The sequence below is a fragment of the Archangium sp. genome (assembly GCF_045802675.1).
Taxonomy (GTDB): Bacteria; Myxococcota; Myxococcia; order Myxococcales; family Myxococcaceae; genus Archangium.
In genome coordinates, this window is sequence record NZ_JBJMQO010000068.1 from 35,460 (window position 1) to 57,369 (window position 21,910).

15 protein-coding genes are annotated in these 21,910 nt (G+C 71.5%); 10 read left to right on the plus strand and 5 right to left on the minus strand.

The genetic code is table 11. The features are described from left to right. Positions 1-24 precede the first annotated feature (24 nt). Complete coding sequence (locus ACJ8AN_RS19115; RefSeq protein WP_407756827.1) at positions 25-3,063, minus strand: helicase-related protein; 3,039 nt, start codon at positions 3,061-3,063, stop codon at positions 25-27. A 241-nt stretch (positions 3,064-3,304) separates the two neighbouring features. On the opposite strand from ACJ8AN_RS19115, the gene ACJ8AN_RS19120 reads away from it, so the two are divergent. The 7 genes from ACJ8AN_RS19120 to ACJ8AN_RS19150 all read left to right on the plus strand — a co-directional run bounded on the left by ACJ8AN_RS19120 (position 3,305) and on the right by ACJ8AN_RS19150 (position 12,849). Continuing rightward, on the plus strand, positions 3,305-4,252 hold the full coding sequence (locus tag ACJ8AN_RS19120) for a sensor histidine kinase (RefSeq protein ID WP_407756828.1): 948 nt from the start codon (positions 3,305-3,307) through the stop codon (positions 4,250-4,252). Between the two features lie 340 nt (positions 4,253-4,592). Continuing rightward, positions 4,593-6,410: a cytochrome C gene (locus tag ACJ8AN_RS19125; RefSeq protein ID WP_407756829.1), complete on the plus strand. Its 1,818-nt coding sequence runs from the start codon at positions 4,593-4,595 to the stop codon at positions 6,408-6,410. Between the two features lie 31 nt (positions 6,411-6,441). Beyond that, the gene (locus ACJ8AN_RS19130) at positions 6,442-7,602 is read left to right on the plus strand and encodes an FIST signal transduction protein (RefSeq protein WP_407756830.1); all 1,161 of its coding nucleotides are present in this window, start codon (positions 6,442-6,444) and stop codon (positions 7,600-7,602) included. A 3-nt stretch (positions 7,603-7,605) separates the two neighbouring features. Continuing rightward, complete coding sequence (locus ACJ8AN_RS19135; RefSeq protein WP_407756831.1) at positions 7,606-10,533, plus strand: response regulator; 2,928 nt, start codon at positions 7,606-7,608, stop codon at positions 10,531-10,533. Continuing rightward, positions 10,526-10,927: a response regulator gene (locus tag ACJ8AN_RS19140; RefSeq protein ID WP_407756832.1), complete on the plus strand. Its 402-nt coding sequence runs from the start codon at positions 10,526-10,528 to the stop codon at positions 10,925-10,927. Before ACJ8AN_RS19135 ends, ACJ8AN_RS19140 begins: the two co-directional genes overlap by 8 nt. Before the next feature lie 51 nt (positions 10,928-10,978). Further along, a complete protein-coding gene (locus tag ACJ8AN_RS19145; protein ID WP_407756833.1) occupies positions 10,979-11,830 on the plus strand; it encodes a tryptophan 2,3-dioxygenase family protein in 852 nt (283 codons plus the stop codon). Further along, positions 11,827-12,849: a methyltransferase gene (locus ACJ8AN_RS19150; protein WP_407756834.1), complete on the plus strand. Its 1,023-nt coding sequence runs from the start codon at positions 11,827-11,829 to the stop codon at positions 12,847-12,849. Before ACJ8AN_RS19145 ends, ACJ8AN_RS19150 begins: the two co-directional genes overlap by 4 nt. Positions 12,850-13,041: 192 nt before the next feature. Here ACJ8AN_RS19150 and ACJ8AN_RS19155 read toward each other — a convergent pair whose 3' ends face one another. Further along, complete coding sequence (locus tag ACJ8AN_RS19155) at positions 13,042-13,731, minus strand: response regulator transcription factor (protein WP_407756835.1); 690 nt, start codon at positions 13,729-13,731, stop codon at positions 13,042-13,044. 163 nt (positions 13,732-13,894) lie between these two features. Then, on the minus strand, positions 13,895-14,188 hold the full coding sequence (locus tag ACJ8AN_RS19160) for a hypothetical protein (RefSeq protein ID WP_407756836.1): 294 nt from the start codon (positions 14,186-14,188) through the stop codon (positions 13,895-13,897). 235 nt (positions 14,189-14,423) lie between these two features. On the opposite strand from ACJ8AN_RS19160, the gene ACJ8AN_RS19165 reads away from it, so the two are divergent. The 3 genes from ACJ8AN_RS19165 (at position 14,424) to ACJ8AN_RS19175 (ending at position 18,290) form a co-directional block, all read left to right on the plus strand. Continuing rightward, entirely contained in the window at positions 14,424-15,536 is a 1,113-nt protein-coding gene (locus ACJ8AN_RS19165; protein ID WP_407756837.1) for a protein kinase domain-containing protein, read from the plus strand. A gap of 126 nt (positions 15,537-15,662) precedes the next feature. Next, positions 15,663-17,612, plus strand: a complete 1,950-nt coding sequence (locus ACJ8AN_RS19170) for a PAS domain-containing protein (RefSeq protein ID WP_407756838.1) — start codon at positions 15,663-15,665, stop codon at positions 17,610-17,612. A 270-nt stretch (positions 17,613-17,882) separates the two neighbouring features. Beyond that, on the plus strand, positions 17,883-18,290 hold the full coding sequence (locus tag ACJ8AN_RS19175; protein ID WP_407756839.1) for a response regulator: 408 nt from the start codon (positions 17,883-17,885) through the stop codon (positions 18,288-18,290). 175 nt (positions 18,291-18,465) lie between these two features. Here the strand turns inward: ACJ8AN_RS19175 and ACJ8AN_RS19180 are convergent, their stop codons facing one another. Continuing rightward, a complete protein-coding gene (locus tag ACJ8AN_RS19180) occupies positions 18,466-19,794 on the minus strand; it encodes an ABC1 kinase family protein (protein WP_407756840.1) in 1,329 nt (442 codons plus the stop codon). A 15-nt stretch (positions 19,795-19,809) separates the two neighbouring features. Continuing rightward, positions 19,810-21,693 carry a protein kinase domain-containing protein gene (locus tag ACJ8AN_RS19185; RefSeq protein ID WP_407756841.1) on the minus strand — a complete coding sequence of 628 codons (1,884 nt, stop codon included), beginning with the start codon at positions 21,691-21,693 and terminating at the stop codon, positions 19,810-19,812. Positions 21,694-21,910 lie beyond the last annotated feature (217 nt).

A 21,910-nucleotide genomic window follows, 5' to 3' on the forward strand; every position in this document is an offset into this window, starting at 1 on the left:
CCGGAGGGGCGAGGGAGAGGATTTTCAGCGGTTGATGACGAAACCGCAGGCCGCGTCAAGCACCACCTTCGCTCCCGCCAGCGCCGTCAACAGCCGCTCGTAGTGCGTGCGCTCGGCGGACAGCTGCGCCTCCACCGCGCTCTCCTCCAGCCCCTGGTGCGTCAGTGAGAGCCGCATCCGCTCCAGTGCGCCGTCGCGCTCGGCTTCAATCGCCTTGCGCGCCTTCGCCTGCAGCTTCGCCAGCTCCGCCTCCGCCGCCTTCTGCGCCACCGGCACGCCCTGCTCCACGAACTCACCGAAGCCCGGGAAGAGCCGCAGCCACTCGTCGCCCTTGAGCGACTTGCCCTCGGCCTCCAGCGCGGGCAGCACGGACGTGTCCGCCTTCGGTCCCGCCGGGCCCTCCACCACCGCCACGTGCACCAGCGTCCGCTCCAGGAAACGAGCAATCTGCCGGCTCGGCACGCGCGCTCCCGGCGAGGTGTCCTCCGGCTCCGGCATCTGCACGTGGTAGAGCAGCTCCACGCCCTTGGCCTTCATCGGCCCGCGCTTCTCGATGAAACGCGCCCCGCTCCGCCCGTACGGCCCGTCCCGCAGGAAGCCGAACAGCGCCTCGACGATGGGGTGGCCCGTCGCGAAGTACTCCAGCTCCTCGGCCTCCACCGCCGTGTCGCGCCAGAAGGTGCCCAGCACCGTCCGGTCCTCGTTGATGTCGATGCCCGGCAGGCCTTCCACCTTCAGCGCGTGGCCGAACTGGAAGGCACACTGGAACGCGTCCACCTGCTCGTCCGTGTCCACGCCGATGCCCACCCGGCGCGCCAGCTCCGTCACCGACTCCTCGAGCCGCTCATCCAAGTCCCGCGCCACGCTCCACAGGCCCTCCTCGAGGCTCGATTCCTCGTCCTCGTCGGCCTCCACGCCCATGCGCTCCTGCGCCCGCGTCACCAGCCGCGCCACCGCGTCCTTGTCGAACGAGCGGATGTCCAGCAGCGGGTCATACGCGCGCTTCACCTGCGCCCGCGCCTTCTCCACCTTCTCCTTCAGCTCCGAGGCGTACGCCACGCGCGACTCTCGCGGCAGCAGCGCCAGCTCGGTGAGCCGGTCCTCCACCTCCTCGAGCACCGCGTCCAGGCCGCCCACCGTCTCGCCGAACACGCCCACCGCGTCCGCCAGCAGCATCAGCACGTCCGAGGCCAGCGTCCCCGCCGGCTCGAACACGTGGATCTCCACCGGGTGGTTCTGCCCGATGCGATCCAAACGGCCGATGCGCTGCTCCACCGTGGACGGGCTCCACGGCAGGTCGTAGTGCACCAGGTGGTGCGCGAACTGGAAGTTGCGGCCCTCGCCGCCCACCTCCGTGCACAGCAGCACCTTGGGGCCCTCGGGGTCGCGGAAGCGCGCCACCTGCCGGTCCCGCTCCACCATCGGCAGGTCGCCATGGTAGGCGAGCGCTTCAATCCCCTCGCGGCCCAGCTCCGCGCGCAGGGCCTCCAGCGTGTCGCGGCTCTCGGTGAACACGAGCACCTTGGCCCCGGGCTCCGCGCCCCAGATGCGGCCGCGCAGCACGTCCATGAAGGCGCCGAACTTCGCGTCGCGCGCGGGCAGCTTGAGGCTCCCGGCCACACCGGCCAGGGCCTTGTTGGTGCGCAGGGCCTCGCCGAAGGCGGCGGGGCTCGACTCCAGGCGGCGCAGCAGGTTGCCCAGCGGCGCGCCGCGCAGATTCGAGGACGCGAGCGCGGCCAGGGCGTCATCCCGCGTCTTCAGCTCGTCGGCGGACAGCTTCACCGGGTGCCGGTGCAGGCGGCGCGTGGAGAAGCCGCCCACCACCGCGCGCCGGTTGCGCACCAGCCGGTCCGACAGGCTGTACGTCTCCGCCAGGTGCTGTAGCAGCGCCTCGCGATCCTTCAGGCCCGCGAGCTTCGGATCATCCGGGAAGCGCGCGGCCAGGGCCTTCACCGCGCCCGCCGCGTCCTTGCCCTCGAGCAGCCCGCGCACCGCCGCGCTCAGCTCCTCCTGGCGCGCCAGCCGCTGCTCGAAGCCCTGCACCGTGGGCGCCGTCGCCGCGTCGATGAGCGTGAGCAGTCCGTGGTACTCGGCCGGGTCCAACTGCATGGGCGTGGCCGTGAGCAGCAGCAGGCCCCAGCTGTTGCGCGCCAGGCCCTCGGCGGCCTCGAAGGCCTTCTCGCCCTTGAGGTGGTGCGCCTCGTCGATGATGACCAGGTCCCAGAAGGCGTCCTCGGCGGCCACCGACTCGCGGTGCTCCTCGCCGCGCGCGAGCATCTCCAGGCTCGTCACCACCAGCGGGAAGCGCGCCCACGGCGACACGCCCGGCATCTCCTTGAGCGACTGCGCGTAGCGCTCCGAGTCCATCAGCGTGAAGAGCTGGTTGAACTTGTGGAAGAGCTCCACCAGCCACTGCACGGTGAGGTGGCTCGGCGCCACCACCAGCACCCGCCGCGCCAGGCCCGACAGGCGCAGCGCGCTGAACACCATGCCCGCCTCAATCGTCTTGCCCAGGCCCACCTCGTCGGCGAGCACGAAGCGCGGCCGGCGCGCGCTCAGCACGCGCTGCACCACGCCCACCTGGTGCGGCTTCACCATCACCCGGCTCGCCAGCAGCGCGCCCAGCGCGTCACAGCGCCGCTCGTCGTCCAGCACCAGCGCCTGCTTGCGCAGCGTGAAGGCGCGCGCCTCCCCCACCCGGCCCTCGCGCAGCGTGGAGAGCAGGTCCGAGCGCGGGGCGAGCGCGTGCACCTCGGACTCGGGCATCTCGTCCTCCTCGCCCGTGTCCGTGTAGCGGAGGACGTAGCGGCGCAGGCCCCGGCCGCCCTCCTCCTCGCCCAGCACCGTGGCGCGCCGGCCCTTGGCCGTCTGCACGGGCTCGCCCTTCGTCAGCGCGTGGGGCACCAGCGCGCCGCCCTTGGTGGACACCAGCACCGGCTCGCCGTCCCGGGCGGGGAAGAGGACGAGCGCCTTGGCGCCCGCATCCTGCAGCGCCATGAGATGCCCCACGCCCCACTCGGGCTGGGGGAGGTAGCGGACCTTCTGGCCAGGAACGAAGGACATGTCGGAAAGGAACCCTCGACAGACGTGAAAAGGGGAACCGCTCATAACCCCGCACCACCCCCTCTGCCATCCCGCGAACCCCTCGACTTCGCGGCCCGGCCTCGTACTCCGGGACGAGGCCCCTGTCATCCACCACACACGCCCCTGCCCACCGGGGTAATTCCTCCCCACGTCCCCTACAGGCAAGTTGCAACACGCCTGCGTCCCTGGACTTCCAGGGCCCGCTGGGGGGGGAAGCCACATGCCACCGAGTCACCCGACGGCCGCGCCCCGCGCGGGCGTGAGCCTGCTCGCGTCCGCCCTGCTGCTCGGCTCCGTGCTGGGAGTGCTGCTGCTCGCGCCGGTTCCCCTGCCCCCAGGCCTCGAGGAGGCGGGCGGCCTCCGGCTGCTGGTGCTGCTCATGGGGCTGGCCGGGCTGGCCGTGGGCGGCGCCATGGGCTGGTCGCTGCGCCAGACGCTCCCCCCCGAGCCGCCTCCGTCCCCCGCGCTCGCCCAGGAGAACGCGCGGCTGCGCGCCCAGGTGCAGGACGCCTTCGAGCTGGTGGGCGTGGCCGCGCACGACCTGGGCAATCCCCTCATGGTGCTCCAGCTGCGGCTGCACGGGCTGCGCTCCCACATGCGCCCGGACGCCCCGGCCCAGGAGGGGCTCGCCCGCATCGAGCGGGAAGCGCACCGCATCGGCCTGCTCGTGCACGACTTGCTGGACCTCTCGCGCCTGTCCGCCGGCCGGCTCACCCTCGAGCGCGAGGAGGTGGACCTGGGCGCGCTCCTGCGCGAGGTGGCCGAGCGCTTCGACGCGCAGGCCGCCGCCACCGGCAGCGCGCTCGCGGTGCATGTGCCGGACGCCGTGCGCGGCCGGTGGGACCGGCAGCGCCTGGACCGCATCGCCACCAACCTCCTCAGCAACGCCCTCAAGTTCGGCCAGGGCCGGCCCGTCGAGGTGTACGTGCTCGCCGACGGAGGCCGGGCGCGCCTCTCGGTGAAGGACCACGGCGTGGGCCTCTCGCCCCAGGCCCAGGGGCGCCTCTTCGGCCGCTTCGAGCGGCCCGGCGACAGCGCACGGCCCGGCACCGGGCTCGGCCTCTACATCGTCCACCAGCTCGTCGCGGCCCACGGCGGCACCATCCACGTCTCCAGCCACCCCGGCCACGGCTCCACCTTCACCGTGGAGCTCCCTCGCGCGTTTTGAGTGCGACAGTCGGTGGGGGGGATGTGACGCTCCGTCGAACGTGACGCGGCGCGCCTTCTCACCTGACCGCCCACGTTGCCTACAGAACCGCACCCGTCAGCACGATGTAGACGCTGAAAAATCGACTAACCTGGAATGTGAATAATTCCCCCAGAAGTTGAAATTCCAGGTCGAATCACTCTATTCTTCTATTGCTCGAATCAAGCTGTTCCCTGGCTGACGGGGGGCAGTGGATGCACCAGCGGTACCGACCTGGTGGGTAGGGACGGGAACCCTGGCGGTAACAAGCAGGGCCGGGCGTCACCGCGCCCGCCGCCCCATCACAGAAGGAGGGGCCGCCATGAGCGGTAAGGGAGCACTCTGTGTGCCGTCGCACTCGTCTGTCCGCACCCCGGGCCGCATCAAGGGCGTGTGGCTCGCGGCGTTGACCCTTTTCGGCGTGGGCTGCTCCGAGCAGCCGGCCACCACCGCCGCCCCGGCCACCTCGCTCGCCCAGGGCCTCTCGGAGGCCGCGGCCATGCGCCCAGGCCCCGTGGCCTCCACGGTGGGCCTGGCGCTCGAGGTGGAGGATGGCGCGGGCGTGCCCCTCAAGGTGCGCGCCGGGCAGAGCTTCTACATCAATGTGATCGACGTGCGCGCCACGGCCACGGCGTCCAGGGACGAGGGCGTGGACGGCCTGCGCCAGGCGGGTGACTTCGCCGGGCTGGCCTGGCAGGGCCTGTCGCTGGCGGACGAGGAGCCCGTGCTCCTGTCCAACCCGGACGGCACCTTCACCCGCCGCCGCTTCTACCGCAACGCCCAGTGGATGGAGCAGCCGAGCATCTTCACCGTGCAGCCGGTGGACGCGCAGGGCCGCCCCACGGGCCGCGCCATCCCCCTGCACATCGGCAAGGATGACAGCCGCAAGAGCAACGACGACTTCTTCATCCGCCGCCTGCGCGCCATCCAGTGGACGGGGGACTGCCGCACGGCCACCGACTGCACCGGCGCGAAGAAGTTCTCCGAGGAGGCGCTCGTCGAGCTGCGCAACGCCCGCACCGGCGCCACCCCCTTCACCCTCTCCCCGGACACCCGCGCCCTGCGCCTGAGCTGGTCGGCCCGCCCCGGCGCCGACTACTCCATCCCCGTCGAGCAGGTGGAGAATCCTTCGTACGCGTACGGTTTCGCCATCGACGTCAAGGCCGTCACCCCGCCGCGCGCCGACGGCACCTACGCGCCCGGCGCCGCCATCACCTTCCAGCTCGCGCTGCGCGACGGGGCTGGCAAGCGCCTGCACCCGGAGGGGACCCTCCCCTCGTACAACGAGGTGGTTTTCGGGCAGAATGAGCCGGGCATCCAGTACTACCGCGCGTTCTTCGACTCGACCACCACGTACTACCGCCGCAAGCACCGTGAGCGCATGCTGATGACGCAGATCATCGGACCCGCCCAGCGCATCCAGGCCATCCGCACCATCGTGGACCTGGACGCGTTCCTGGACCCGACCCAGGACGTGCAGACCATTGGCACGCTCGAGCGCGATGGGGTGTACGCGCAGTTCCAGACCTTCCCGCCCTCCAACAAGCTCTTCGGCGGCGCCTTCTTCCCCGAGCAGAAGCTGTGGGACGTGCCGGGCAAGGACACGTGGACGTACCAGCTGCCGGCCAACGCCGAGCCCGGTACCTACCTGGTGTCGGTGAAGGGCCGCCGCGTCTACCTGGGCGAGGACATCCCCGCCAGCCGCACCATCGAAATCCAGGTGGGCAGCCCCCAGCACACCGAGGCGAAGCTCACCACGGGCCACTGCGAGAACTGCCACAAGGACGGCGGCGAGCTGTCCAAGGTGCTGCACGGCAATGACAACCGCGCCGCGTGCGCCGCCTGCCACGCGCCCCTGGGCTTCGAGCTCGAGGGCCCCATCGTCGTGCGCGCCCACTTCATCCACGCCCGCTCGGACCGCTTCGACGCGCCCAAGCAGCAGTGCGCCACCTGCCACCTGGGGCCGGAGACCGTCCAGCGCACCAGCAAGGCCGCCTGCCTCTCGTGCCACAAGAGCTACCCGGACTCGCACGTGGAGAAGTTCGGCCCCATCGAGAGCATGTACGTGGGCGGCGGGCGCGAGTCCTTCCAGCAGTGCACCGGCAGCTGCCACAAGACTCACCCGGGTAGCGGCTTCTAGCCCGCTACCCCCAACCCCCCGGAGGTCCTCCTTGGCCCGAGTGAAGATGCAGACGGTGCGTACCACCCAGTCGGATCCCGTCGCAGCCGCGGAGGACCTCGTCAGACAGCTGGAGGGCGCCAACCCCCAGCTCGTCACCCTGTTCGCCTCGCGTGACAGGGATCAACTGGCGCTCAACCGGGCCGTGCGCGAGCGGCTGCCCGCGGGCACGCGCCTGGTGGGCGCCACCACCGCGGGCGAGCTGGACAACACCGGCATCCACTCGGGCAGCGTGGTGCTGGGCGCGCTCTCCGGTGACTTCGAGGTGGGCCTGGGCCTGGGCACCGGCCTGTCCATCGACGCGGTGGGCGCCGGGGCCGCCGCCATCAAGCGCGCCTCCCAGGAGCTGGGCGTGCGCCAGACGGATCTCGACCCACGCCAGTACGTGGGCCTCGTGATCGACGACGGCTTCCGCTACAAGAAGGAAGAGCTGCTGCTGGGCATCCTCGAGAAGAACCAGACGCTCGTGCTGGTGGGCGGTGGCGCCGCCGACCACGAGCAGGACCCGGCCAAGCAGTCCGCCCTGCTGCACGTGGATGGCGAGGTGGCCACCGACGCGGTGGTGGTGGCCCTCTTCAAGACGAAGGCCCCGTGGGCCGCGCTGCGCTCGCACTGGTACCTGCCCACCGGCGAGCGCCTCACCATCACCCGCGTGGACGAGAGCGCCACCCGCGCCCTGGAAATCGACGGCAAGCCGGCGGCCCAGCGCTACGCCGACATGCTCGGCGTGCCGGTGGACGAGCTGGAGTTCGGCAAACCCCGGGGCTTCGCCATCCACCCCACCGCCCTCAAGGTGGGCCGCGAGTACTTCATCCGCTCTCCGTGGAAACCCCTACCCGACGGCTCCATCCTCTTCGCCAACCTGCTGGAGGAGGGCACCGAGCTGGAGCTGATGAAGATTGGCGACATGGCGGGCATGACGCGCGGCTTCTTCCAGGAGGAGCTGCCCCGCCGCGTCCCCAATCCCCAGGCCGCCCTGCTTTTCCATTGCAGTGGGCGCATGTGGTACGCCGGCGCGACTGGCACCATCCCCCAACTGGCCGAGACCTTGCGGCACGCACCCGCGGCGGCTGGAATGAACGTGCACTTCGAGATCTACTCGGGGTTCCACATCAACACGACGCTGACGGTCCTGGCGTTCGGGGGAAACTGAAGGATGAGCACTCCGGCTCCTGAGGTGTCGGCGAGCGAGACGCCCCGGCTGCTGCTGATCGCCGGCGAGGGCGAGAGCGCCCGCGCGTTGGAGGCCCTGGGCCGTGCGGGCCTGCGGGTGTCCGCCGAGCGCGTCTCCTCGCGGGACGAGCTGCGGGCGGCGCTGGAGAAGCCCGCGGAGCTGGTCGTGTGCGGCTCGGAGCTGCCGGGACTGGGCTTCCGCGAGCTGGCCCCCGTGCTGCGCGAGAAAGCGCCCGGGCTGCCCTTCCTCGTGCTCGTGGCGAGGTGGGACGAGGCCGAGATGAACGCGGCCATGGGGGAGGCCGGCGCCTGCAGCTACCTGGAGCTGGAGCGGCTGGCGCTGCTAGCGCCCATCGTGCGCCGCGAGCTCAAGCGCATCATCGAGCGGCGCCAGCACCAGCAGGCCGAGCAGCAGCAGGAGCGCTCGCGCTGGCTGCTGGAGCGCATCGTCGACAGCCTGCCCTTCGTGCTCTTCGCCAAGGATGCCCAGGAGCGCCGGCTGCACGTGGTGAACAAGACGTTCGCGGACGCGTTCGGCGTCACCAAGGAGTGGCTGCTCGGCAAGCTGGACCACGACTACTTCCCCCAGGAGCAGGCCGACTCCTTCGTGGCCATCGACACCGAAATCCTCGAGACGAAGAGGCTCAAGCGCTTCGAGGAGGTGGCCCGCACCAACGGGGTGGACCGCATCTACGCCACGCGCAAGCTGCCGCTGCTGGATGACGCCGGCAAGGCCCTCTACGTGCTGGGCATCACCGAGGACATCACCGAGCGCAAGGAGTCCGAGGAGGCCCTGCGCAAGTCCAAGGCCGAGCTGGAGGAGGCCAACAAGCGCCTGGCGGAGAACCTGGAGGAGCTCAAGAAGAGCCGCGCCGTGTCCGCGCGCACCCTGGCGAGCTACCAGCAGCGCGCCCTCCAGATGGAGATCATCCGCCAGCAGAACGAGGACCTGGACCGGCTGGCCACCGAGCTGTCCATCGCCAAGCGCAACGAGGAGGAGCGCGCGCGCGAGGCCGAGGCCGCCGCCCGGCTCAAGAGCGAGTTCCTCGCCAACTTCAGCCATGAAATCCGCACGCCGCTCAACGGCATCATCGGCTACTGCGACCTGCTCACGCGCGAGGAGGGCAGCCGGCTCACCGCCCACGGCCGGCGCGACCTCAACGTGGTGAAGAAGAACGCGCAGACGCTGCTGGCGCTCATCAACGACATCCTCGACCTGTCCAAGATCGAAGCGGGCCGGATGGAAGTGGTGGTCGAGCGCGTGGACATGCAGGACCTGGCCGAGGAGTGCACGGCCACGGTGAAGGAGTACCTCAAGGGCAAGGACGTGGAGCTGCGCACGGACATCGACCCGCGCGTGGCGTACGTGCGCACGGACGCGCTGAAGCTGCGGCAGATTCTGCTCAACCTGCTGTCCAACGCGGCCAAGTTCACCGAGTCCGGCGAGGTGTCGCTCACCGCGCGCGCCGAGGGCAAGGAAGCCATCTTCATCGTCGAGGACACGGGCACCGGCATTCCGCCGGACCAGCTCGACATCATCTTCGAGAAGTTCCGCCAGGTGGACGGCTCCACCACGCGCAAGGTGGGTGGCACGGGGCTGGGGCTCGCCATCGTCAAGGAGCTGAGCAAGGTGCTCGGCGGCGGCGTGGACGTGCAGAGCACCCTGGGCCGCGGCACCACCTTCACGGTGCGGCTGGCCGGCATCCTCGAGGGCGAGGCGCTGGGCGAGGCGCGCGAGCTGGACAAGCCGGTGTCCCCCGCGGACGTGGGCGCGTCGCTCGCGCCCGTGGTGAAGGGCGGCACCGTGCTGGTGGTGGATGATGATCCGCTCGTGCAGCACCTGGTGTCCGGCCAGCTGGGGCCCGCGGGCTTCACCGTGGTGACGGCCTCGGACGGGCTGGAGGCCCTCAAGAAGGCGAAGGAGCTGCGCCCGCACGCCATCGTGCTGGACATCTACCTGCCGCGCCTGGACGGCTGGAGCGTGCTGTCCACCCTCAAGAGCGAGCCGGACCTGGCGCGCATCCCCGTCATCATCATCTCCGTGGAGGAGCAGCGCGCGCGCGGCTTCTCGCTGGGGGCGTGCGAGTACCTCGTCAAGCCGGTGGAGCCCGAGCACCTGGTGGACGTGGTGCGCCGCAGCATCGGCACCACCAGCGCGGGCGAGGTGCTGGTGGTGGACGATGACGCCTCCACGCGCGAGCTCGTCAGCCGCTCGCTGCGCCGCGCGGGCTTCTCCACCAGCGAGGCCCACAACGGCGAGGACGCCCTGCTCAAGGCGCGCGTCTCCCCGCCCACGCTCGTGGTGCTGGACTTGATGATGCCCAACCTGGACGGCTTCGAGGTGCTGCGCCGCCTGCGCGCCGAGAAGCTCCAGGTCCCCGTGGTGGTGCTCACCGGCAAGACGCTCACCGCCGAGGAGCAGGCCGTGCTGCGCGACGGCTTCGCCGGCTTCGTCCAGAAGGGCGGCCACGCGCTGGAGGACGTCATCGGCCAGGCCAAGGGCCTGCTGCTCAAGCAGAGCGCCCAGCGCGCCGGCCGCCTGCCCCGCATCCTCTACGTGGAAGACAACCCGCAGAACCGCGACATCGTCCGGCGCTACCTCGGCGGCCTCTTCGAAGTGCTGGAGGCCGAGGACGGGGAGCTGGGCGTGGAGCGCGCCTCCAAGGACGCACCGGACCTCATCCTCATGGACCTGTCCCTGCCCCGCGTGGATGGGTGGGAGGCCACGCGGCGCCTGCGCCAGCTGCCCTCCGCCGCCACCATCCCCGTCATCGCCATCACCGCCCACGCCGGCCGCGAGTATCAGGAAAAGGCCACCGCCGCCGGCTGCAACGCCTACCTCACCAAGCCTCTCGATCGCGATCAGCTGCTCGAGACCATCCGCAAGCACCTGGGGGGACGTCATGGTTGATGTCGCGGCCCCCAAGGTTCGCGTGCTCGTGGTGGACGATGATCCAGACCAGCTGGAGCTCGTCCGCCGCACGCTGAGCGCGCACGGCTTCGAGGTGCAGACGCACCACTCGGCGCTCGGGGTGTCCAACCTCGTGCGCAACGGGGAGCCGGACCTCGTGCTGTTGGACGTGAACTTCCCGGCGCTCAAGGGGGACCAGGTGGTGAGCCTGGCCCGCCGCTACGCGCCGCGGAACACCAAGTTCATCCTCTACTCCGCCTCCGACGAGTCGCGGCTGCGCGCGCTGGCGCTCGCCTCGGGCGCGGACGGCTACCTCTCCAAGAGTGTCCAGGGCGCCGAGCTCATCCAGAAGCTCACCGCCTTCCGCGCGCAGAGCCGCTCCGTACCCGCCTGACCCACGCGCTTCCAACAGGTCTTCCCTCGCTGTTTCCCCCAAGGAGGACCGATGGTGCAACTCCACGAGTGTGACCACGCCGAGCGGCTGCGGCGTCAGTTGAAGGGCCCCTGGCTCAACCCGCTGTTGAAGAAGTGGGTGGGCCGGGGAGAGCTCGACTACGAGAAGTACCTCCGCACCCCGGAGCTGCTCTCGCTGCAGATGCCGCCCGAGGAGCGGGTGGTGCCCGACGAGCTGCTCTTCCAGGTGGTGCACCAGGCGCAGGAGCTGTGGCTCAAGCTGCTCGCCCACGAGTCCGTGGAGGCGGTGGCGGAGCTGGACCGGGACGCGCTGTGGGAGGGCTCGGCGCGGCTGGAGCGCCTGCTGCGGGTGGCGCGCTGCATGGGCGCGGAGCTGGGGGTGATGGAGACGCTCCCCCCGGACACCTACCAGGTCATCCGCCGCGGCCTGGGCAACGGCAGCGGGCAGGAGTCGCCGGGCTACAACGCGGTGCGCATGGCGGCCGAGGGCCTGGAGGGCGCGCTGGAGCGGCTGCTGGCCCGGCGCGGCGCGAGCCTCGCGGGCGTGTACTCGGGCGCGGCGGCCGCGGACCTCAAGCGGCTGTGCGAGCAGCTGGTGGACTACGACGAGGCCTTCCAGGACTGGCTGTACGCGCACTTCCAACTGGTGCGGCGCACCATCGGCGTGGACGCCACGGTGAAGGCGCTGGACGGGCTGCCCACGCGGGTGCTGTCCGGACGCATGACGAAGCCCCTCTTCCCCGCGCTCTGGCAGGTGCGGGTGGAGCTGACGGCCGGCTGGTGCCGCGAGGGAGGCCACGCGCCCGGAGCGCCCCGCTCGGACGCCGAGGCCGCCGAGCCGCCGCCTCCGGTGCCCCTGCGCTCCGGAGGGGGCATGCCATGAGCGAGTCCCTTCCCTCCCCCCGCGCCCTGCTGCACCTGCTCTTCAACGGGGCGCGGGCGGTGGACGTGGTGGAGACGGCGCTGCGCCTGGGGCTGCTGGAGGCGCTGGAGCCGGGCCCGGTGACGCTGGGCGCGCTGTGCGAGCGGCACGGCCTGGTGCCCGGGCGCCTCTACAAGTTCCTCGACTGCCTGGAGAGCCTCGGGCTGGTGCGGCGCGAGCAGCCCACGGAGGTGCGGGTGGAGGCCCGCTACAGCGCCGTGCCCGGCCTGCGCGCGGCGGCCGAGGCCGTGCTGGGCGCGGGCTCGCTGGAGCGGGACAGGGAGACGTACGCCTGGCGCGAGCTGCACGGGCACCTGCCCGAGGTGTTGCGCGGAGAGCGGAGCATGCCCACCGAGGCCTTCGACTGGCCGCCGCGCACGCCCGCGCAGGTGGCTGGCTTCGAGGCCAGCATGGCCGCGGGGCTCGGCCCCATCCTGGAGACGTTCCGCGCGCACGCCCCCCACCTGCTCGAGCCGGGCCTGCGGCTGCTGGACGTGGGCGGCGGCGACGGCACGCTCGCGGCGCACCTGCTGGAGTGGCGGCCGGGCCTCGCCGTGGACGTGTACAACCTGCCCGCCTGCGAGCCGTTGGTGGCGCGCACCCGGGAGGCGCGGGGCCTGGGCGGGAGGCTCGGCTTCGTGGCCGGGGACTTCCTGCATGAGCCCCTGCCCCGCGGCTACCACGCCCTCTGCTTCGTCCGCGTGCTGCACGACTGGCCCGAGGACACCGCCCGCGCCCTGCTGCGCGCCGCCTTCGAGGCCCTCCCCTCCGGAGGCCGCGTCCTCGTCTGCGAGGAGTTCCGCACCCCGGAGCGGCTCGCCGCCCAGTTCTTCTGGTCCTACTTCCTCATGGGCGTGGACTCGTGCGTCAGCCGTCTGCGCGAGGTGGAGCACTACACCCGGACGCTCGCGGCGCTCGGCTTCCGGGACGTGCGCGTGCTGCCCGGCCCCTTCGAGCTCGTCACCGCCTCGCGGCCTTGAAGGAAGGCCCCCGCCCAACACCCGGCAAACAGCGGGCCGGGGCAGAGTGGGACGGCCCTGCCCCGGGCCCAGAGGGGGGACATTGCACCGCGCGGCATCGCCGGAGGGACTGGCGAGCCACTTCTACATTGCACCTGTATACCCGGTTGCAACAGTGTTCCGCGGTACAACCTCCGCCCGTACGGGCCGGGCCTACGGGTGCTGCACTTCCATGGGGCTGGAGAGGCCGGACTGGTAGGCCATCATCGCCATCTCCACCCGGTTCTGCACGCCCAGCTTGCGGTAGAGGTTGGACACGTGCGCCTTCACCGTGCGCTCGGTGATGCCCAACCGCGCGGAAATCTGGAGGTTGTCCGCGCCCGAGGCCACCAGGCCCAGCACCTCGCGCTCGCGCAGGGTGAGCCGGTCCAACGGGGACACCCGCGTGCCCGGCTCCTGCCGCAGCGCCTGCTGCACCGGGTTGACGAGCTCCGGCGGTACGAGCCACTCGCCCCGGGCCACCTGCTCCACGGCCGCCACCAGCGCGGCGCAGCTCACGTTGAGCTTGCACAGGTAGCCGGCGGCGCCCAGCTGGAAGCAGCGCTCGATGAGCGGCAGCTCCCGGTGGCCCGACAGCACCAGCACGCGAATCTGCGGATGCCGCTCGCGCAGCGCCTCCACCACCTTCAGGCCGTCCCCCACCTCCTGGCTCTCCGCGCTCTCCAGCCGCAGGTCCACCACGGCCACGTCCGGGGGGTTGTCCCGCACCCGCGCGAGGAAGCCCTCCACGTCCTGGCCCTGCACCACCACTTCCATCCCTGACTGTTGGAGGATCGCGACGAGGCTCTCCCGGAAGATTTGTTGATCCTCCAGGATTCCGATTCGGATTCGTCCTGGCTGCATGTGGCGCTCCTTTTGCACGAGGCCCCCTGACAGGCCCAATCCACTCCGTCCGGGGTGGATTGTAGGCATCCTGGGTGCACCTCTAGAACCCGCGTCCGGCCCCTGGTCATCCAGATGTCCGCTGGCAAGCACCAGGGCCGTTGGGTCTGGACAACGGGGCTTGCTAGCTCAAGGCCAGGGAACCGGGCAGGCGGATGCGCACGCGGCCGATCTGCTCCACCACCACCTGGCGGCACGCGGGCAGCAGGTGGAGCCGGACACAGCAGCCAGCCACATAGGTGCGCAGGCCATCCCCGTCCGGCTCACCCACCTCGTGCCAGAGGGGATCATCCGGCGGCAGGTACTCGGCGGCCTCCGCGATGCACTGCAGATGCTCCTGCAACGAAGCGCGCGTCTGGAGCGGCAGATCCTCGAGCAGGGGCGCCAGGGGCGCGTTGATGTGAATGGTGAAGGACATTGTACCTCCACTCTTGGCAGCGCGAGGGGCGGGGAAAATTGTACTGACGGCCAGCAGCGGCCTGGCCGCCAGGGCTGTCTTCCCCGGCTGCCCGCCGTCCATGCGCCCTGGCCCGCCCCTCCCCTTCTGGGCTCCGGGCACGACGGGCACGGCCACGCGAACCGGAGTACGGCCCGGTTGTCTCTACCCCAGAGGTTGTTCCCCGGCGCTTCATCCCACTGGTAGTGTCCGGAGCATGTCCGTCCTCTTCTCCCACGGGCGCACCGACTATGTGCGGGTGAAGACCCTGCCGGAGGGTCCCTACCAGCAGCGGCGCTACCTGTGCGTGCCGCGCACCGGGAACAGGGAGGGCGCCCTGGTGGAGGTCGCGCTGCTCTCCCCCTGGGCCCACATCCTCCACCACGCGCGCCTCGAGGAGGCGGCGCTGCTGGGGTTGCGGCTGCTCCACCCGGCCCTGCCCCGCACCCATGCGCTGTACCGGGACGGGGGCCGCGCGCTCCTCGTCACCGAGTACGTGTCTGGCTTCAGCATGAACATGGCCGGCCACTACGGCTGCATGCGCCAGCGGCCCCTGTCCGAGCCCTTCACGCTCCACATGGCCTCCCGCGTGGCCGAGGCGCTGGTCCCCGTGCATGGCCTCACGGACGCGGCGGGGCGCCCGGCGAACGTCGTCCACGGCGGCGTGGACCCGTACACCATCCTCCTCGGGACCGACGGCCGGGTGAGGCTGACGGGCTTCACCACGGTGTTCTCGCGCGTGCCCACGCTTCCGCGGCGCTCCTCGCACGTCCTCCGCTGCGGGCTCGACTTCGCCGCCCCGGAGCGCCTGTGCCCCGAGCGGGGAGAGGGCGTGGATGGCCGCGCGGATCTCTTCTCGTTGGGCCTGGTGATGCTGGAGCTGCTCACCGGCCAACAGCTCTATGCCACGGACGAGGTGGAGCGGGCCGCCGCGCTGCTGCCTCCAAGTCCCGCCCCCCACGCGACGGGGAGTGAACCGCCACCCGGGACGATGAGCTGGACGTCGGTGGAGCAGCTGGCCCGGCGCGCCGCGGCCTTCCGTCCCGAGCACCTCGAGCACCTGACGCGGGAGGTGTCCGCTCCCGTGCGGCGCGTCCTCCACCGGCTGCTGCGCCGCCGCGCCTCGGAGCGCCCCGCCAGCGCCGCCGAGGTGAAGGCCGCGCTGGACGCGTGTCTGCGGGAGCTGCGCGAGCCCTATGGCCCCGAGCAGGCGCTCGAGGAGCTGCTGGAGGCCCGGCACGAGGCGGCGGAGAAGGGGCCGGAGGATTTCTTCGCGTCCGACGAGGCCGAGCGCGGGGCGGGCGGAGCGCTGCTGCCACCGAGGCATTGAGGCCACAGCTCCCGGGTGAATCGCGTACGGAAGTGAAACGCAGTGACGGAGGCACTGCTCATTGCCCGCCACGAAGGCGCGCTCCGCGCTGGCACCCGGGCCTCCCTCATGGCTAGCTGTCCCACCATGGGTGCACTGGCAGACCTGCTCGCCACGCGGCGGGAGGACATCCTGCAGCGGTTCGAGCGCGAGGTGCGGACCCATTTCCCCACCCAGGGGCTGACCCACTCCGCCATCATCGACACCTTCCCGGTGCTGCTCGAGGAGCTGCTGGTCTTCCTTCGCGGCAACACCCAGGCGGAGGGCCTCGGCGCGGCCACGGCCCGCCGCCAGGTGCGCGACACCGCGGCGGAGCACCGCGCCCAGCGGCGGGGCCTCGGCTATGACGTCACGCAGATCGTCCGCGAGTACGGCCTCCTGCGCGACTGCATCCTCGGGCTGCTGCAGGAGACGGGCGGCGCGCTGGACTTGACGGAGCAGCGGGCCTTCCACGTGGGCATCGACCTGGCCATGGGGGATGCCGTCGCCGAGTCCGAGCACGGGCGCGAGGCGGAGCGCTCGGCGCTGCTGGAGCGGGAGCGCGCGGCCCGCGCCGAGGCCGAGGAGCAGCGCGGCCTGCTGCGCGACATCATCGAGCAGAGCGGCGACGGCATCGTCATGGCGGATGCCCGGGGCGTGCTGCGCCTCATCAACCCCGAGGCCGAGCGCCAGCATGGAAGGCCCCTGCGGGAGGTGTCCACGGAGCGTTGGGTGGAGCTCTACGGGTTGAGCGACGAGCAGGGCCAGCCGCTGCCCCTGGAGCAGGTGCCGCTCTACCGTGCGCTCCACGGGGAAATCGTGCGCGACGAGATACTGTGGCTCCGCCGTCCGGACGGCACGCGGCTGCCCATCTCCGTCGCGGCCCGGCCCCTGCGCGCCCCCGATGGCTCCATCACCGGGGCGGTGCTCTCCGGGCGGGACGTGGCGCTGCGGCGCGCCCTGGCCCAGGAGCGCGAGGAGGCCCTGACGCTGGTGGACACGCTGCTGGCCACCGCGCCGGTGGGCCTGTCCTTCCTCGATGGGGACTTGCGCTTCGTGCGCATCAACCACGCGCTCGCCGCCATCAACGGCGTCTCCGGGGAGCAGTCACTCGGGCGCACCCTGGTCGAGGTCATCCCGGACATCGCCCCCTCCGCCCTGCCCTACTACCAGCGCGTCTTCGCCACGGGCGAGCCGGTGTCCAACGTGGAGCTCACCGTCCCCGCCCCGAGCCGGAGGGGAGAGCCGGGCCACTTCCTGGTGAACTACTCGCCGGTGAAGGACCGCGAGGGCCACACCGTCATGGTGGCCACGGCGGTGATGGACATCACCGACCTCAAGCGCTTCGAGGAGCGGCTGCGCCAGACGGCCGAGTTCCGCGAGCGCTTCCTGGGCATCGTCAGCCACGATCTGCGCAACCCGCTGAGCATCATCAACCTGTCGGCCAACCTGCTGCTGCGCCAGGAGACGCTGCCCGAGCGCGCCCTGCGGCTCGCCCAGCGCATCGCGCTCAACTCGGAGCTGATGGGGCGGATGATCGGCGACCTGTTGGACCTCACGCGCGGGCGGCTGGGCGGAGGCATTCCCATCTCCCCGGCCCCCATCGACCTGGGCCCGCTGTCCCGGCGCGTGGTGGGCGAGGTGGAGGTGTCCCACCCCTCGCGCGAGCTGCGGCTGGAGGCCCGCGGGGACCTGCGCGGCGAGTGGGACGCGGACCGGCTGGGCCAGCTGCTCGGCAACCTCCTCAAGAACGCCGTGGACTACAGCCCGGAGGACTCCCCGGTGACGCTGGCCGTGCACGACGAGGGGGAGCGCGTGCGCATCGAGGTGCGCAACCAGGGCGAGCCCATCCCCGCCACACTGCTGCCCGAGCTCTTCGAGCCCTTCCGCCGGGGGGCGGCGCGCGGGAGCCGGCCGTTCTCCGGCCTGGGGCTCGGGCTCTACATCGTCGAGCAGATCGCGACCGCCCATGGGGGCAGCGTGGAGGCACGCTCCACGCGCGAGGAGGGCACCGTCTTCACCGTCCGGCTGCCCCGCACCAGCCCGCGCCGCGAGTGAGCCTCCTCCCGCCCGGCGAGCGGCAACCGGGCGAGCGGCCCCCCGGAGGGCTTCCCGCCCGGCTTCCCACTGTTTTCTTCCAGGCGTTGCCCGGCTGGCCGGGGTTGCTTTCGCGGGTTCTTACCGGCTTTGCACATCTCCCTGGGTTACGGGCATCCGAATTGTGGGCTGAGCGCCTTCTTCCCCAGGGGGTGGGCCTCCCAGCGGGGGTCCGAGACGATATCCTGGAGATCCGCAAACCACCTGTGCACTGCACTCCAAGGGGAGCCCATGTCCGAGAGCGAGAACAAGATTCGTGTCCTCGTGGTGGACGACGATGTGGATCAACTCATGCTGCTCGAGCGGACGCTGCATGCCTACGGTTTCGAGGTCCGCACGCACCGCTCGTCGCTGGGTGTATCCAACCTGGTGCGCCAGGCCATGCCGGACCTGGTGCTGCTGGACGTGAACATCCCGGCGCTCAGCGGGGACAAGGTGCTGTCGCTGGCGCGCAACCAGGCCCCGGCCACCACGCGCTTCATCCTGTACTCGGCCTCGGACGAGTCCAAGCTGCGCGCGCTGGCGCTGGCCTCGGGCGCGGACGGCTACATCTCCAAGAGCATCCAGGGCGAGGCGCTGGCCCGCAAGCTCATCAGCATCTACAAGAAGAGCAAGCTGCCCGCGGCGGGCGCCCGCTAAGCCAGATGGGGTAAGTCCTGTCAGGGGGGAGGCTCCGGGCGCGTTTTCCCGCAACTGGTCCGATGGTCGTACCAGTCGGGACGAAACTCGACCGGAAGGTGCCTCGTTCTTTGCGCCGAGAGCACCCTGACAGGACTTTCCCCACCTGGCTTAGCCGCCCCGCGCCCGGGAGCGCTCACAGCAGCGCGGCGACCTCCTGGTAGACGCCGCGGAAGTCGCCCCGGGCCCCGATGAGCTTCAGGTTCTGCGCCAGCCCGCCGGTGGAGCGGAAGAACATCACCGCCTCGGCGGGGGGACGAAGCTTCAGGAAGCGCGCGGCGTTGCGAGCGAAGTGCAGCTTCATGTCGCGGGTGATGGTGCACGTGGCGTAGTCGTAGGGCGTGAGGCGCATGGGCCGCCCGGCGATGTGCAGAATCTCCTGGATGAGCCCGGTGGCCTCGGCGTCCGGCAGCTCCGTGGTGAAGCCCACCTCCCGGCTCAACCCGAGCACGTCCATGGACTCCAGCCGCACGGCGTGCAGGAACATGCGCCGGTTGGCGTCCACGAAGCGGGGGGTGAAGCGCTTGATGGAGCCGAAGTCGAGCACCCCCAGCCGCCCGTCCTCGAGCACCATGAAGTTGCCCGGGTGGGGGTCCGCGTGCATCTCCCCGGCGAGGAAGAAGGGCCCGTAGATGGCGAGGATGAGCTGGCGCGCCACGCGGAAGCGCTCCTCGGCGGAGGGCCCGGAGACGACCCAGTCCTTGAGGGTGCGGCCGTGCAGCAGCTCCAGGGTGAGCACGCGCCCGGTGGTGCGCTCGGGCACGACAGCGGGCACCTTCAGGTCCGGCAGGCGCGCGATGCCCCGGGCGAAGGCCGTGCACAGCCCGGCCTCGCGGCGATAGTCCGTTTCCAGGAGCATTTCCTCGCGCAGCTCGCGGAAGTAGGCGGTGCCGTCGGTGAGGCGCGAGGCCTTGGAGACCGTCTTCACCACCAGCCCCAGGTTGTCCATGTCCCCGGCGAGCGTCTCGGCGATGCCGGGGTACTGCACCTTCACCGCCACGGGCCGGCCATCGTGCAGCACGGCGCGGTGCACCTGGCCCAGCGAGGCGGCGGCGAGGGGACTCGGGTCGAAGTCGCGGAAGAGGGCCTCGGGCTCGCCGCCCAGCTCCTCGCGCAGGACGCGGACCACCAGCGCATGGGGCATGGGCGGGGCCTCGTTCTGCAGGCGGGCGATGACCTGGCGCACCTCGGGGGAGAGCAGCTCGGTGTCCATGGACACGGCCTGGCCGAGCTTCATGGCGGCGCCCTTGAGCTCCCCGAGGGTGGACACGAGCTTCTCGGCGGCGGCCTTGCTGAGCAGCTCCGGCTCCTGGCCGACGAGCCGCTTCGCCCCGCTCTTCAGCACGTCCGCGCTGAGTTGGGCGGAGAGGCCGGCGAGCTTGCGGAATCGGGTGAAGCGCCCCTGGGTGGGGAGCTTGTCGTCGAAATCCGAGGGGTTGGACGGGTCGGAGGGGTTGGAGGCCATACGCGCGGCCCCATCCTAACGGTGGGCCGTGGGCATCGCATGCCCACGCATCCTCAGCCGGAGGGCGTGCCAGCGCTTGAGCGTCTCGAGGTGGAGAGGGTCCACCCGGAGGGCGGCCTCGTAGGAGGCGAGGGCCTCGGGGAGCTGGTCCGCGGTGCGGAAGACGTTGGCGGTGGCCAGGTGCAGCACCGAGTGCCCTTCCGTCTCCGGGTGGCGGGCGAGGAAGCGCTGGCGGCACGACTCCAGGGCGGTGACGGTGAGGCCGGCGGCGAGGCAGCGCAGCACCCCGTCCACGTTGCGCAACTCCGCGTCGTACTCCACGCGCCGCTCCAGGTGGCCGAGCACGAGGAGCGCCTGGGCCACCTTGGAGAGGGCGCGCTGCACGAGGTCGCGCTGGGGGGGCGAGAGGGGCAACGAGAGCAGGGGCTCGAGCCGGTTGCGGCACTCGCGCGCGTGGGCGCGCACCCGGTCGGCGTCGGCATCGCGGGGCACGCCCAGCACCGCGTAGTGGTCGCCCGAGAGGCGCCGGCGGAACTCGCGCAGCAGGGGCTCGGCACGCGGGTCGTCCTGGGGCGCGGGAGGCGGCGTGGGCTCCAGGGGACGCTCCCCGGCGAGCAACCGGGCGAAGGCCTGCTGGAAGGAGGCCGAGGCCTCGCGCAATTCCACGCCGAAGCCCGGGGCCATGTTCCACGCACGGGCCTGCTCGGCCGTCACGTGGCGCACCACCTGGCCGGTGCAGGGCAGCTCGCCCCCGGGCAGGCGCAACACCATGGACACGTCCGAGAGCACGGGCGGTGGCTCCTCGCCGGTGCGCAGGAAGAGGCCGGTGCGGCCCACGCGCTCGCAGGGGTACTCGCGGATGCCGAGCGAGCCATGCACCGGCACGCGCGCGGTGAAGGCCGTCACGGACAGCGGCGTGGGCGTGCGCGCCGGAATGAGGCAGGCCTCGAGCGCGGAGCGCAGCTCGGCGGCGGTGGAGAAGCGCGCCTCGGGACGCTTGGCGAGCGCGCGCAGCAGCACCGAGGAGAGCGAGTGGGGAATCCCCGGGCGCACCTCGTGCAGCGGGCGCGGGGCCTGCTGCAGGTGGGCCACGAGGATTTCCGCCGCGTTGCTGCCGGTGAAGGGCACGGTGCCCGTGAGCAGCAGATAGCCGAGCACTCCCACCGCGTAGAGGTCCGTGCGCGCGTCCACGTCCTTGCCGCCGCACTGCTCGGGGGCCATGAACTCGGGGGTGCCCATGAGCACGCCGGTGCGCGTGGGCGTCTCCCCGTCGAGCAGGACGAGCCGCTTGGCGATGCCGAAGTCGAGCAGCTTCACCCGCTGGCGCCCATGCGGGCCCGGGGTGAGGAAGACATTGGCGGGCTTGAGGTCGCGGTGGATGATGCCGCGCGCATGCGCCGCGCCGAGCGCATCACACACCTGGGTGAGCAGGTCCACCACCAGCCCCGGCTCGAGCGGCCCGCGCGCGAAGGCCGCGAGGCTCTGCCCCTCCAGGTACTCCATGACGAAGTAGGGCCGGCCCTCGCGCGTGTCGAGGTCGTACACGGTGACGACGCTCTCGTGCTGCACGAGGCTCATCGCGCGCGCCTCGGCGAGGAAGCGGCTGACGAGGTCCGGCTCCTCGGCGAGGTGGCGGTGGAGCACCTTCACCGCGACGCGCTTGGGGATGAGGACGTGCTCGGCGAGCAGCACCGTGCCCATGCCGCCGCGGCCCAGCTCGCGCAGGGCCACGAAGCTGCCGAAGCGTTGGCCCACCAGCTTCTCCCCACCGGCCGAGGGCGGCAGCGTGGGCGAAGGCAGCGGGCAAACGTCCGGGGCCACCCGCATGAGGGTGGGGCACTCCGCCAGCTCCGGATGGGGCGTCTGGCAAGCGCAGCTCGAGCGGGAGTCGGGATTCACGGCCCCCTGCTTCCTTGCCATGTTCGTGCCGTCACCGCCGACGGCGCTTCGCGCACTTGGAAAGTTGCGAAGTGACTGAAGGCCTCTGCCTGTAGGCCACTATCGGCGCGTATCCCCTCGTTCCCTGGTACGTGGACGCGCGGGCGGGCCTGTAAAAAGCACCGAAGCCGGGCTGAAACTTCTACTGCTTCGCGGAGGGGTGCACCCGGGGCCTGGA